Genomic DNA, 12,946 nt, shown 5'->3' on the forward strand with positions numbered 1-12,946 from the left:
GCGCCCCCGCGGGTTCGCCCGGACGGGTCAGGCGGTTGTTTCGGCCGGTGCGTTCTGCACCGAGAAACTCAGCTGGTCCTGCCCGGCCTCGACCACGACGCGCTGGCCGTGCGCCAGCCGTCCTTCCAGCAGCAGGTCGGAGATGGCGTCGTCCACCTCGCGCTGGATGGTGCGGCGCAGCGGCCGAGCACCGTACTCGGGCTGGTGCCCGTGCTCGGTGAGCCAGTCCACGGCCGAATCGGCGAAGGTGACGTCGATGTCCTGGGCCTGCAGCCGCTGCTTCGTCTCGTCCAGCAGGAGTTCGGTGATGCGCCTGAGCTGCTCGGACTCCAGCTTGCGGAACATCACGACCTCGTCGATCCGGTTGATGAACTCGGGGCGGAAGGAGTCGCGCAGCCGCACCATCAGCCGTTCCCGGGCCGATTCGCTGGTCTGCTCCTCCTCCCTGGTGGTGAAGCCGAGCACCCCGGAGCGGTTGGAGATGATGTCCGAGCCGAGGTTGCTGGTCATGATCAGCACCGTGTTGCGGAAGTCCACGGTGTGGCCCTGACCGTCGGTGAGCCTGCCGTCCTCCATGACCTGGAGCAGGATGTTGAACACGTCGGTGTGGGCCTTCTCGATCTCGTCGAGCAGGATCACCGAGTAGGGGCGGCGGCGCACCTCCTCGGTGAGCTGCCCCGCCTCGCCGTAGCCGACGTACCCCGGGGGAGCCCCGACCATGCGGCTGGCCGTGTGAGCCTCCTGGTACTCGCTCATGTCGATGCGGATCATGCGGTCCTGATCACCGAACAGCGACTCGGCGAGGGCGCGGGCCAGCTCGGTCTTGCCGACACCGGTGGGGCCGAGGAACAGGAAGGTGCCGACCGGCCTGTTCGGGTCGCCCATCCCGGTGCGGGAGCGCCGGACCGCGCGCGAGACCGCCTGCACGGCCTCCTCCTGCCCGATCACCCTGTGGTGCAGCTGCTCCTCGAGCCGCATGAGGCGGCCCTTCTCCTCCTCGGTCAGCTGGGTGACCGGGATGCCGGTGGCCCGCGAGACCACCTCGGCGATGTCGTCGGAGTTGACCACGGGGATCCCGTCCGGGTTGTTCCGCTCCTGGCGGATCCTGGACTGCACCTGGTTGATCTGGTCCCGCAGCTGGGAGGCCTGCTCGTAGTCCTCGTTCGTGACCGCCTGGGCCTTGTCCCTGCTCAGCTGCTCGGCCTGCTCCTCCAGCTCCCGCACGTCCGTGGTGGGGGTGCGGGTGCGCAGGCGCTTGCGCGCCCCGGCCTGGTCGAGCAGGTCGATCGCCTTGTCCGGCAGGTAGCGGTCGGTGATGTAGCGGTCGGACAGCTCGGCCGCCGAGTTGATCGCCTCGTCGTTGAACCGCACCTGGTGGTGCGCCTCGTAGCGGTCCCGCAGCCCGCGCATGATCTGGACGGTGTCCTCGACGCTGGGCTCGGCGACGTCGATGCGTTGGAAACGGCGTTCCAGCGCCGCGTCCTTCTCGATGTTCTTGCGGTACTCGTCCAGGGTGGTCGCTCCGACCACGTGCAGGTCGCCGCGGGCCAGCCGGGGTTTGAGCATGTTGCCCGCGTCGACGGCGCCCTCCGAGCCGCCCGCGCCGACCACGGTGTGCAGCTCGTCGATGAAGATGATCAGCTGCTCGCTGTGCTGGGTGATCTCATCGATGATCTTGTTCAGGCGTTCCTCGAAGTCACCGCGGTAGCGGGTCCCGGCCACCACGCCGGAGAGATCGAGCTGCACCACCCGCTTGTTGGCGAGCACGTCCGGGATCTCGCCGTCCACGATGCGCTGGGCGATGCCCTCGACCACCGAGGTCTTGCCGACACCGGCCTCGCCGATGAGCACCGGGTTGTTCTTGGTGCGCCGGGACAGCACCTCCACGGTCTGCTCGATCTCGGAGTCCCTGCCGATCACCGGGTCGAGACCGCCGTCGCGGGCCTTGGCCGTCAGGTCCTGGCCGTACTCGTCCAGGGTCGGCGTGGCGCTGCTCTGCTGGCTCTCGGTGCTCTGCGAGCCTGCGGGGGCACCGCCGCCGCGGGCAGCGGCCGCCCCGCTCTGCAGCGACTCCAGGGTGACGCGGGCGGCGGCGAGGATCTGGCCCGCCGTGGACTCCTGGTTGGCCGCGAGCGCGAGCAGCAGGTGGTCGGGGCCGATGTAGGAGGAGCCCACCGCCCGGGCCACCCGGTGCGCGTCCAGCAGCGCGCGCTTGGCCGCGGGCGTCAGGGCCGGGGGCTCCTCGGTGCTCTCGGTCTGCGGGAGTTGTTGTTCGATGCCCTGGGCGATCGTCGCGGGGTCGGCCCCGGCGCGCTCGATCATCGCCCGGGTCGTCTCGGTCTGCGTGGCAGCCCAGAGCAGGTGGTGCGCGTCCAGGTCGTGACCGCCGCGCTCGGCCGTGAACCGCGCGGCCGTGGCCATCAGTTCCTGGGCCTGCTGGGTCATCAGCCGGGTGATGTCGACGCGTTGCACCGGCCGCGGGGTTCCACCCTGCCCGCCGAGGAAGCGAGCGAGGAAATCGTCGAAGGGACTAGAACCGGGCCCGCCGGAACCGAAAAAGTTGGTCATTACTACCTCTTTCGTTCGCACGCTTCGTTGGAGAGCTCATCGCTTCCAACGTGAGCGATGCCGGTTGGCATTCCTGCGTCGGTTTCGCTCAAGGCTAACGCATCCAACCGACTCAAGGTTGTTCGGATCTTGTAGTTGTGGACCGGATCACGCGGAATCGGTGGTTCGGCGACTCCGGCTGCCGCGCACCTGCTCCTCCCGGTGCGCCGCGGGTTGCTCGGACACGGCCCTCTCCAGCTGCGCCCGGTTGAGCTTGGAACGCCCCTTGATGTTCAGCTCCCGCGCCCGACGCCGCAGCTCGTCCCGGCTTAACGTGGAAACCGACTCGCTCGCCTCCCGCGCGGACGACCGCTGCCCGCGCGCGGGCCCGGAAGCGGGCTCACCCGTTCGCTCGGCGCGCTCGGTGCTGCGGCGCAACGCCTCGGTGAGCTCCGGGGTCTCGGAGAGCTCGGCGGGTTCGGGCTCCGGGCGCGGAGCCCGGCCCGCGGCCTTGTCCGTCAGCAGCTGCTCCACCCGGGAGGTGTAGGTGTCGGTGTAGCGCTCCGGTCGCCAGGGCTCGCTCATCGAGCGGATGAGGTCGATGGCCAGCTGCAGCTCCCTGCCGCTGCGCGCGTCCTCGTTCGGAGGGCCCACCGCGGTCGGCGGGTCGCGCACCTCGTCCAGGAAGAACAGCGTGTTCAGGGCCAGCGCCCTGTCGGTGGCCCGGATCGCGGTGAGGTACTCCCGACCGTGCAGCACGAGCCTGGCTATGCCGGCCCGGCGCGTTTCCAGCATCGCCCGGTGCAGCAACCGGTAGGGGCGGTCCTGCTGTTCCTCCGTCGGGGCCAGCCAGTAGGTCCGGTGGAAGTGCACCGGATCGATCTCGGACAGTTCCACGAAGCCGTCGATCTCGATCGTCCTGGAGCGCAGCGGGACGAGCTCGTCCAGCTCCCGCTGCTCCACGGTCACCAGTGTTCCGCCGACGTCGCGTCCCTTGACGATGTCCTCGACGCGCAGCTGTTCCCCGGTGCGCTCGTTGATCCTGAGATGTCGCACGCGGTCGTGCGTGCCGCGCTCGTACTGGTTGAAGTGAACGCTGTGGTCCTCGGTCGCGCTGTAGAGGCCGACGGGGATGGTCACCAGCCCGAACGTGATCGACCCGTTCCAGATCTTCTGCGGCATGCCCTTCCTCCTACGGCCGATCGGCGAGCTCGCCGACACCGCGAGCGTCCGGCGCACCGCGATAGCCGCGCCGCGTCCCTCCGTGGATGCCCATCCGGCGGTGTCGTGCAAACCTCGCCTCCCGGGGCGCCGTGCGTGCCGCTGGTCACCGCGGGCGGCGCAGTCGGTGGGTGCCGTCCGGCAGCCGCAGCGTGTAACCCTCCTTGGCCAGCCGTTCCAGCAGCGGCACCACCACCCGGCGGGTCGTGTCCAGCGCCTCGCGCGCCTGGGCGGGGGTGAAGGGGGAGGGGAGCTCGGCGAGCCTGCGCACCGCCAGCTGCAGCGCCTCGGGCAGCAGGTAGACGCCCTCCCCGACGCCGAGCAGCTTCCCGGCCGTGGCGGCGGCCCCGAGCTGCTCGCGGTCCAGCTCCAGCTCCCGCAGCTCCTCCGCGGTGGGGGCGCGGAAGGGGTGTTCGTGCAGTCGCGCGCGCAGGGCGGTGATCCCCTCCGGCAGGTGCTGCTCCGCACGGGACTCGCCAAGCATCAGCTTCCCGTCGCGGGAGGTGATCCCGGCCGCCCGCGGGGAGCGCAGCACGAGATCCAGCAGCGCCCGGTCCTCGAGTCCCAGCGCGTGCAGCGCCTCCCGCTCCGGAACTCCCTCGGACAGCGGCTGCTCCCGACGGCGTCGCCCGAGCAGCTCGGCCAGCCGCGCGGCGCAGTGCTCCCGCGCCCGCGCGTCCAGCAGCCAGTCACCGGTTCCGCAGGCGTCCGGGGGAGCGGTGGCCCCCATGGCGCGCAGCCGCGTGGCGCGCAGCGCACCGTGCCGCGCCAGCAGCGCGCCGCCCGCCGTGTGCTCGTCGTGACCGTCCAGCTCGCGCGCGCGGGCGGCAGCGGCGCCGCGGCGGCGCAGCGGGGGTGGGCAGACGTCGAGCACGGTCACCCCGCACGGGACGTGGTGCCTGCCCGCGTCGCGCAGCAGGGCCCGGTCGCCGATGCGCAGCGGCAGCGGCCGGTCGAGGGACAGCCGCGCCGTGTCCGTGCCCAGGGGACGCACCCGCGTCCGCACGGCCGCGGAGCCGATGTGCGTGGTGAGCTCGCGTGCCAGTTCCGCCGAGCAGTGGTTCGTCAGCCGCACGTCGATCGAGTCGGTCGTCAACCAAGCCCGCGGCGTCAGCAGCGTGTCCCCGCGCTCGAGCTCGTCGACGTGCACGCCCCGCAGGTTCAGCGCCACGCGCGCGGTCGCCCGCGCCCGTCGGACCTGCTCGCCCAGGCTCCGCAGGTCCCGGACCACGACGCGTCGGCCGGTCCTGCCGACCACGAGCTCCTCGCCGACGGTCAGCTCCCCGGCGGGCAGGGTGGCGGTGACCACCGTGCCCGCCCCGCGCACGCTGAATACCCGGTCCAGCCACAGCCGGACGTCGCCCGCCGGGCGAGGGTCGGGAAGCGAGCCCGCCAGCGCTTCGAGCTCCACGCCCAGTTCGGACTCACCCAGGCCCGTGGTGGCGCTGAACGTGACGGCGGGGATCCCGGCCAGCGAGGTCTCGGACAGCCTGCGCCGCGCCTGCAGCAGCGCCCACTCGGGATCGGCGAGGTCCGCGCGGGTGACCACGAGGAGCCCGCGCGCGACGCCGAGGGCGTGCAGCGCCTGCAGGTGTTCCTCGGACTGCGGCATCCAGCCCTCGTCGGCGGCCACCACGAACAGCACGGCGGGCACCTCGCCGATGCCCGCGAGCATGTTGCGCACGAACCGCTGGTGCCCGGGCACGTCGACGAAGGCGATCGTCTCGCCGCCGGGCAGCTCGGTCCAGGCGAAACCGAGGTCGATCGTCAGGCCGCGACGCCGCTCCTCGGCCCACCGGTCGGGTTCGAGCCCGGTGAGGGTGCGGAGCAGGGTGGACTTGCCGTGGTCCACGTGCCCCGCCGTGGCGACGACCTTCATCCTCGACCTCCTCCGCCGGGGTCGGGGCAGGGGGACCCCGCCGCGAGGATCGCCGTGGTCAGCTCCGCGTCGTCGGCGGGGTCCAGCGCGAACAGGTCGACCAGGCAGCGCCCGTGCTCCACGCGGCTCAGCACGGGAGGGTCCGCCCCGCGGAGCGTGCGCGCGTAGTGCTCGGGCAGGGCCACCGCCGCGCTCGGCAGCGTCACCCCGGGGGCTCCGCCGCCGCCGACCGTCGCCGAGCTGGCCTCGGCCGCGGCCGGTACGCCCGCAGCGCTCAGCTTCTCCGCGATGGCTTCGGCGCGCCGTTCGGACTCGGCCCGGTCGCGCCGCAGCGCTCGGGCCGTGGGGGTGGCGGGCCCGTTCAGGGTGGCGTACAGCGCGGCGAGCGTGAGCTTGTCCACGCGCAGCGCCCTGGCCATGGGGTGGGCGCGCAGCGCCGCGGTGATCCGCTCGTCGCCCAGCAGCAACCCGGCCTGCGGGCCGCCGAGCAGCTTGTCCCCGCTGGCGGTGACGAGGTCGGCCCCCGCGGTGAGCACGCTGTTCGCGTCCGGCTCGTCCGGCAGGTTCTCGTGCGCGGTGAGCAGTCCGGAACCGATGTCGACCACCACGGGGGCGTCCAGTTCCGCGAGCTGTCCGACCTCGACGGTGGAGGTGAATCCGCTGATCACGAAGTTGGAGGGGTGGACCTTGAGCACGAGGCCGGTGTCCGGGCCCACGGCCGCGCGGTAGTCGTCGATGTTGACGCGGTTGGTGGTGCCGACCTCGCGCAGCCGCGCCCCGGTGGACTCCAGCAGCTCGGGGATGCGGAACCCGTCGCCGATCTCGACCATCTCGCCCCGGGCCAGCACGATCTCGCCGCCTGCGGCCAGCGCCGTGGCGGCCAGCGAGAGCGCGGCGGCGCCGTTGTTGACCACGTGCGCGTCCGCGGCCGCGGGCACCGCTTCGAGCAATGACCGGCGCACGCTCGCCGCGCGCCGACCGCGCTGGCCGGTCTCCGGGTCGAGCTCGACGTCGCAGGTGCCCGCGCTCTCGTGCAGCGCCCGCACGGCTGCCTCGGACAGCCGCGCCCGCCCCAGGTTGGTGTGCAGCAGAACCCCGGTGGCGTTGATCGTCCTGCGCAGCCCGCCGGACTCCCGGGGCAGGTTCGCCCGCACCTCGTCGATCACGTCCGCGGCCGCGATCTCACCGTTCCGGGCTCGGTGCTGTGCCGCCAGCACGGTGCGCTTGACGCGCTCCCGCCCGAAGCGCTCGATCGCGGCCGCCACGGGGGGATCGTCGAGCAGCTGATCGGTGGCGGGGATGTTGCGACGCTCGTCCACGCCGGAAACCGTACGAGCACAGCGCTGCGCGTTCGGTGTTCCTCGCTGCGCCTGTCGCTGTTTTGGCAAGAACAATCAGTATCGTTGTTTCAGTGTTTAATGAAATTAAATCGAGACAAACCAAGCTCGGCTTCACCGAACGAAACCGGCAATGAATCCGCGCCCCCGAACTCGGAGAGAATGACCGATGTGGACGAAGATTTCGTCCGGCCGTTCGACGAGCGCGGCGTGACCGTTGGAGGCGATTTCGAGGTGGCGGAGCCGGAGCTGCACCACGACGAGAGCTATCTGGGGCTGGTGCGGGATCTCGCCGCGGCGAGCATGAACGTGGTGCAGGGCAGGGGAGCCACCGTCTGCGTGGTGCTGCGGGGCGGGCCGGAGGAGTTCTGGGTCGGTCTGGCCCCGCACAACCAGCTCGCCCACCGCTACGCGCTGCGGATCTCCCGGGTGGACGGTGCCGGGAGGACTCGCCGCTACCACGACGTGCTCTGGCTGCTGCGCGACGGTGAGAGCAGGCGCGGGCACGATCGTTCGTGGTTCGAGGGCCTGCCGGTGGTCGGGTGGCTGCACGGTGCCCCGGTGCGCGACAGCGGGGACTTTCCCGAGTTGCCCCGGTTGGAGATGGTCCAGGACTCGCTGCGCACGACCCTGCTGAGCCTGGCCGGGGAGCCCGCCCCGCTGCCAGCCGAGCACGCGCCCAGGTTGGCGGGTTTCTCCTGGTTCGACTCAGAATCGGTGCGAGTGTACGTCACCACCCCGGCCGAGGGCGCCGTTCTCGGCGTCGACCTCGACCTGCCCGCGGGCACCGAGGTCGGTCCCCCGGTCGGTACCGCCGCGATTCCCGACCTGATGCGGCGGCTCGCCGACGGCGTCCCGGTGGAGTGGCGGTCCCGCGAGCACCGCGCCCCCGACGAGTTCTGCGACCGGCTGTTCGACCTGCGTCGCGACACCACGGAGCCGACGCGCTCGTCGTGAGCTCTCCCCGGTGCGCGTGACCTCCGATCGTGCTGCGACACGCCAGTCGCGGAACCTTCCCCGTGCGCACCGAGCGGAATATTTTGATCGCGCACGGTGATCGAACGACGCGGAGCAGGTGCACAGGATGGATCCCACTTTTTACCGCAGCCCGGCCGAGGCGGTCGCCGCTCCGGGGGAGGAGCTCGCCTACCTGGTGGCTTTCGACCCGACGCGGCAGCAGCCGGACGCGCTGGCCGTGCTCGACGTGAACCCGGAGTCGGAGTCCTACGGCAGGGTCGTCGGTTGGACGGACACCCCGGGGCACGGGGACGAGCTGCACCACTTCGGCTGGAACGCCTGCAGCAGCGCGTTCCTGCACGAGGGGCACGACATGGCGGGGCTGGCTCGCCGTTACCTGCTGGCTCCGGGGTTGCGTTCCGGTGACCTGCACGTCTTCGACACCTACTCCGACTCGCGCCAGCCCGCGCTGGTCAAGACCGTCCCCGGGGAGGAACTGGCCGAGCGTGCGGGCTACTCCCGGCCGCACACGCTGCACTGCGGACCGGAGGGGGTGCTGCTGACCTGTCTCGGGAGCGCGGGCGGTGCCGAAGGTCCCGGCGGGATCGCCGTGCTGGACCACGACACCTTCGAGGTACTGGGGCCTTGGGAGACCGACCGGGGGCCGCAGTACCTCGCCTACGACGCCTGGTGGCACCTCCAGCACAACACCCTGGTCAGCAGCGAGTGGGGGACTCCCTCGATGGTGGAGTCGGGCATCGTCCCGGAGCGGCTGCTGGCCAACGAGTACGGGCACGCGATCCACTTCTGGGACCTCTCCAACGGACAGCACATCCAGCGCGTCGACCTGGGTGCCCAGCACCAGATGCCGCTGGAGCTGCGTCCCGCCCACGACCCGGAGGCCACCTGGGGCTACGTGGGGGTGGTCGTGTCCACCGAGGACCTGTCCGCCTCGGTGTGGCGCTGGTCCCGCGAGGGGGACGGCTGGACGGCGGACAAGGTGGTGACCATCCCGGCCGAGGAGGCCGATCCGGACGTGCTGCCTCCGGTGCTGCGGCCGTTCGGGGCGGTTCCGCCGCTGGTCACCGACATCAACCTGTCGGTGGATGACCGGTTCCTGTACGTCTCGTGCTGGGGGACGGGTGAGCTCAAGCAGTTCGACGTCCGGGACCCGCGGCACCCGGTGGAGACGGGCTCGGTGCGGTTGGGTGGCATCGCGCGGGCGGCGGAGCACCCCGCCGAGCCGGGGTCGCCGCTGTCCGGTGGCCCGCAGATGGTGGAGGTCAGCCGTGACGGCAGGCGGGTGTACGTGACCAACTCGCTGTACGGCGCGTGGGACGACCAGTTCTACCCCGCCGGTGTCGGAGCGTGGATGGCCAGGATCGATGCCGACCCGGGCGGCGGGATGCGCCTGGATCCGGAGTTCTTCCCGAACGGGGCCGAGTTCCGCGGGCTGCGGGTGCACCAGGTGCGTCTGCAGGGCGGGGACGCCTCCTCCGACTCGTACTGCTACCGGTGAGCGCGGGCTCGTCGCGCGGGTGGCCGGAGGTGGATTCCGGGCGCAACGGTGGGCAGCATCGGGAGAGGACGGCCCGCGCGGCGACCGGGTGGTCAGTGCTCCGCGCGTGATCGTCCGGCCGAAGCGGGACGGAGACCACGGAAAGAGCCGCGCCATGACCGAACGCAAACCTCCGGGGATGAGCTTCGAGAGCTGGATCGACCGTCAGGTTCGGGTCGCCCGGGAGCGCGGGGACTTCGACGATCTGCCCGGAATGGGGAAACCGCTGCCGGATCCGAGCCCGGACGACGAGCTGGCCTGGGTGAAGAAGTACGTCGAGCGGGAGGGGCTGTCCACCGAGTCGTTGCTGCCACCTGCGGTGCAGCTGCGCAAGGAGATCGACCGGCTCCCGGAGCGGGTGGCCGAGCAGCGTTCCGAGCAGGCGGTGCGCGAACTCGTCGACGAGCTCAACATTCGCGTCGTCGAGTGGCTGCGCGCACCGAGCGGCCCGAAGATCAAGGTGGGTCCGGTCGACGTGGAGCAGGTGGTGCGGCAGTGGAGGCAGCAGCGCGCCGCCGACTCGGAGTGGTCCGGCGAGGGCGCTGCCGCGGGCGAGCCCGCCCGGATCCCCGAGGGGCCGGCAGGCCGGACGCGGGTGCGCGACAGGTTGCGCAGCTGGTGGCACGGGACCGTGCGTGGCCGGGGTGCGCGCTGAGCATCCCGGTGCCGGTGCTGGCCGGCCGTGGTGGTGTGGCGGAGGCGGACGGGAATCGAACCCGCCTGACCGAGTTGCTCGGCCACGTCGGTTTTGAAGACCGCGGGGGCCACCAGGCACCCATACGCCTCCAGCGCCGTTTCACCTTTTCGTGGAGTGCCGGTGAGCGCCCGATGTTTTAGGTTCACGTCCATGACCGACATCGAGGTTCCCATCGGCGAAACCTACCGGCTGACACAGTACGCGCACGGTGGCGGATGTGCCTGCAAGATCCCGCCGGACGAGCTGGAATCCATGGTCGGGGGAGTGAATTTCCCTCGACAGAGTGAGGTGCTGGTCGGTCTCGAGTCCGGGGACGACGCCGCTGCCGTTCGGTTCGAGGGCGACACCGCGATCGTGGCCACGACCGACTTCTTCACCCCGGTGGTGGACGATCCCTACGACTGGGGGCGCATCGCCGCGGCCAACGCCCTGTCCGATGTGTACGCCATGGGGGCGTCGCCGCTGGTCGCGGTGAACCTGCTGAGCTGGCCCAGGGGAGTGCTGCCCGTGGAGCTGGCCGAGCGGGTGCTGCGGGGCGGGGCCGATGTCGCCGCTTCCGCGAACTGCGCGCTGGCCGGTGGGCACAGCGTCGACGACCCCGAGCCGAAGTACGGGTTGGCGGTCACGGGGACCGCTTCGGCCTCGGGGCTGCTGCGCAACGACACGGGAAAGCCGGGGACGCCGCTGTCGTTGACCAAGCCGCTGGGCATCGGGGTGCTCAACACGTGCCACAAGGCCACCGGCGAGGTCTTCCCCCAGGCGGTCGAGACGATGACCACCCTCAACGAGGGCGCGGCTCGGCAGGCGGTGGCGGCCGGTGTCGACTGCGCCACCGACGTGACCGGCTTCGGGCTGCTGGGGCACCTGCGGAAGCTGGTCCGGGCCAGCGGGGTTTCCGCGGTGCTGGACTCGTCGGCCGTTCCGTACCTGGAGGGGGCGCGGTGGGCCGTGCGCAGCGGTCACGTCAGCGGGGGGACCCGTCGCAACCTCGACTGGGTGCAGGGGTGCGCCGAGCTGTCCGCGGTGGACGAGCACGAGGCGCTGCTGCTGGCCGACGCGCAGACCTCGGGCGGGCTGCTCGTGGCGGGCGAGATTCCCGGGGCCCCGGTGATCGGTGAGCTCGTGGAGCGCGCGGAGCACGAGATCACCGTGCGGTGAGCGGAAAAATCAGCGGCGCTCGTCGCCGGGTTCGTGCGAGCATCCTCGGGATGGACGAGGACTCCTTCGCGCAGCGCGTCGCGGATCGGCTGGCCGGGCTCCCCGGAGTGCGCGCGGTTTCGCTCGGTGGCTCCCGGGCGCTCGGCACCCACCGTGCGGACAGCGACTGGGACTTCGCGATCTACTACCGCGGCCGGTTCGACCCGCAGGACCTGCGGGACGTCGGCTGGCCGGGCGAGGTCTCCGAGCTCGGCGCGTGGGGCGGGATCTTCGATGGGGGAGCGTGGTTGCGGATCGAGGAGCGCCCCGTGGACGTGCACTTCCGCGATCTGAACGTGATCGAGCACGAACTCGCCGAGGCCCGGTCGGGGCGCTTCCGCCACGAGCCGCTGCTGTTCCACCTGGCGGGCATCCCGTCGTACCTCCTGCTGGCCGAGTTGGCGAGCAACCGGGTGCTGCGCGGCGAGCTCCCGCGGCCGGAGTTTCCCGAACCGCTGCGTGAGCACGCCCGCCGCACCTGGTGGGGCTTTGCCGAGATGGTCTTCGAGTACGCGCGGGCCAACCACGCACCCCACGGCAGGCTGGCGCAGTGCACCGCGCTGCTGACCCAGGCGGCCGCGCAGAGCGCGCACGCCGTGCTGGCCGCTCGCGGAGAGTGGATCACCAACGAGAAGCGGCTGCTGAGCAGGGCCGGGTTGAGCGAGCTGGACGCGATCGTGGCGCGGGCCGGGGTGGAGGATCTCGACGACACCGTTCGCCGGGCCTACGAGTTGTGCGCGACGGCGGTCGCGGACGCCGGGGCGGGGTGAGCCCGGCCGGTTTCCGCGGCGCTGAGGCGCGTTTCACCGCGCCGGGGTGGTGTCGGCGCGGGTGTCCTGGTCGCGTTTGGCCCGGTCCGCCGCCTGGGTCAGTCCCTGGGCGGTGCTGTCGAGCACCTCGGAGAAGATCTCGCGCAGCGTGGTCCCGTCCTCGCGGGCCAGCCAGGAGTGCATCGCGGCGCCGAAGCAGGAGACCATGGTCATCGACCACGCTCCGGGGCGCGGGTCGCACCGCTGGTCGGTTCCCAGGTACTCGGCGACGAGCTCGGCCATGTCCTGCATCCAGCGCTGCCGCATCAGGTGCATCTCGTACTCGCCGGTGGAGTCCAGCGCGTTGAGCAGTTCCGCGCGCATGAGGTGCTGCTCGCGGTCCACCTCGATGCGGTCGGTGGCGTCGAGCATCGCCACGGCGAGCGCGTGCATGGGGTGCTCGTCGCCGGTGCGCTCGTTCAGCGCTTCGCGCACGCGTTCCAGCTCGCCGCTGAGGTCGCCGAACAGCACCGCGTCCTTGCTGGGGAAGTAGCGGAAGAAGGTTCGCGGGGCTATGTCGGCGGCTCGGGAGATCTGCTCGATCGTGGTGGCTTCGAACCCCTGCTCGCGGAAGAGCTTCAGGGCCGCCGCTTCGATGCCCGCTCGGGTCCTGGCGGCCTTGAGCGCTCTTCTGCCCCGCACCTCGGGTCCTTCGGCCGGAAAGGCCGCAACGCTGGTCATGGTGTCAGCTTCCTGGAAGTCGCAGCGCAGCGTCAACTGTGCCTATTGTCACTTATGCCAAAT

Annotated in this window: 10 protein-coding genes and 1 tRNA gene; 5 read left to right on the top strand and 6 right to left on the bottom strand. The window is 71.5% G+C overall.

Annotated elements, in window-relative coordinates; all coding sequences use genetic code 11:
* Positions 1-27: 27 nt before the first annotated feature.
* The 4 genes from G9Q41_RS00460 to selA form a co-directional block, all read right to left on the bottom strand.
* Complete coding sequence (locus G9Q41_RS00460) at positions 28-2,568, bottom strand: ATP-dependent Clp protease ATP-binding subunit (protein WP_092521710.1); 2,541 nt, start codon at positions 2,566-2,568, stop codon at positions 28-30.
* A 147-nt stretch (positions 2,569-2,715) separates the two neighbouring features.
* Positions 2,716-3,729, bottom strand: a complete 1,014-nt coding sequence (locus G9Q41_RS00465) for a Ku protein (RefSeq protein ID WP_092521709.1) — start codon at positions 3,727-3,729, stop codon at positions 2,716-2,718.
* A 145-nt stretch (positions 3,730-3,874) separates the two neighbouring features.
* A complete protein-coding gene (selB, locus tag G9Q41_RS00470; RefSeq protein WP_092521708.1) occupies positions 3,875-5,647 on the bottom strand; it encodes a selenocysteine-specific translation elongation factor in 1,773 nt (590 codons plus the stop codon).
* Complete coding sequence (gene selA, locus G9Q41_RS00475; protein ID WP_092521707.1) at positions 5,644-6,966, bottom strand: L-seryl-tRNA(Sec) selenium transferase; 1,323 nt, start codon at positions 6,964-6,966, stop codon at positions 5,644-5,646. Before selA ends, selB begins: the two co-directional genes overlap by 4 nt.
* Before the next feature lie 189 nt (positions 6,967-7,155).
* On the opposite strand from selA, the gene G9Q41_RS00480 reads away from it, so the two are divergent.
* The 3 genes from G9Q41_RS00480 (at position 7,156) to G9Q41_RS00490 (ending at position 10,154) form a co-directional block, all read left to right on the top strand.
* Positions 7,156-7,941 carry a hypothetical protein gene (locus G9Q41_RS00480; RefSeq protein ID WP_165631625.1) on the top strand — a complete coding sequence of 262 codons (786 nt, stop codon included), beginning with the start codon at positions 7,156-7,158 and terminating at the stop codon, positions 7,939-7,941.
* Positions 7,942-8,068: 127 nt separating this feature from the next.
* Positions 8,069-9,460 carry a selenium-binding protein SBP56-related protein gene (locus tag G9Q41_RS00485; RefSeq protein WP_092521705.1) on the top strand — a complete coding sequence of 464 codons (1,392 nt, stop codon included), beginning with the start codon at positions 8,069-8,071 and terminating at the stop codon, positions 9,458-9,460.
* 154 nt (positions 9,461-9,614) lie between these two features.
* The gene (locus G9Q41_RS00490) at positions 9,615-10,154 is read left to right on the top strand and encodes a DUF1992 domain-containing protein (protein ID WP_092522759.1); all 540 of its coding nucleotides are present in this window, start codon (positions 9,615-9,617) and stop codon (positions 10,152-10,154) included.
* 36 nt (positions 10,155-10,190) lie between these two features.
* On the opposite strand, the gene G9Q41_RS00495 is transcribed toward G9Q41_RS00490, so the two are convergent.
* Positions 10,191-10,286 (bottom strand) — tRNA-Sec (locus tag G9Q41_RS00495).
* Between the two features lie 60 nt (positions 10,287-10,346).
* On the opposite strand from G9Q41_RS00495, the gene selD reads away from it, so the two are divergent.
* Positions 10,347-11,354, top strand: coding sequence for a selenide, water dikinase SelD (gene selD / locus G9Q41_RS00500; protein ID WP_092521704.1), 1,008 nt, complete (start codon positions 10,347-10,349; stop codon positions 11,352-11,354).
* Positions 11,355-11,404: 50 nt separating this feature from the next.
* Complete coding sequence (locus tag G9Q41_RS00505) at positions 11,405-12,163, top strand: nucleotidyltransferase domain-containing protein (protein ID WP_165631624.1); 759 nt, start codon at positions 11,405-11,407, stop codon at positions 12,161-12,163.
* 33 nt (positions 12,164-12,196) lie between these two features.
* Here the strand turns inward: G9Q41_RS00505 and G9Q41_RS00510 are convergent, their stop codons facing one another.
* A complete protein-coding gene (locus tag G9Q41_RS00510; protein ID WP_092521702.1) occupies positions 12,197-12,883 on the bottom strand; it encodes a TetR family transcriptional regulator in 687 nt (228 codons plus the stop codon).
* Positions 12,884-12,946 lie beyond the last annotated feature (63 nt).

It is taken from the genome of Actinopolyspora sp. BKK2, from assembly GCF_011291845.1.
GTDB classification, from domain to species: Bacteria; Actinomycetota; Actinomycetes; order Mycobacteriales; family Pseudonocardiaceae; genus Actinopolyspora; species Actinopolyspora saharensis.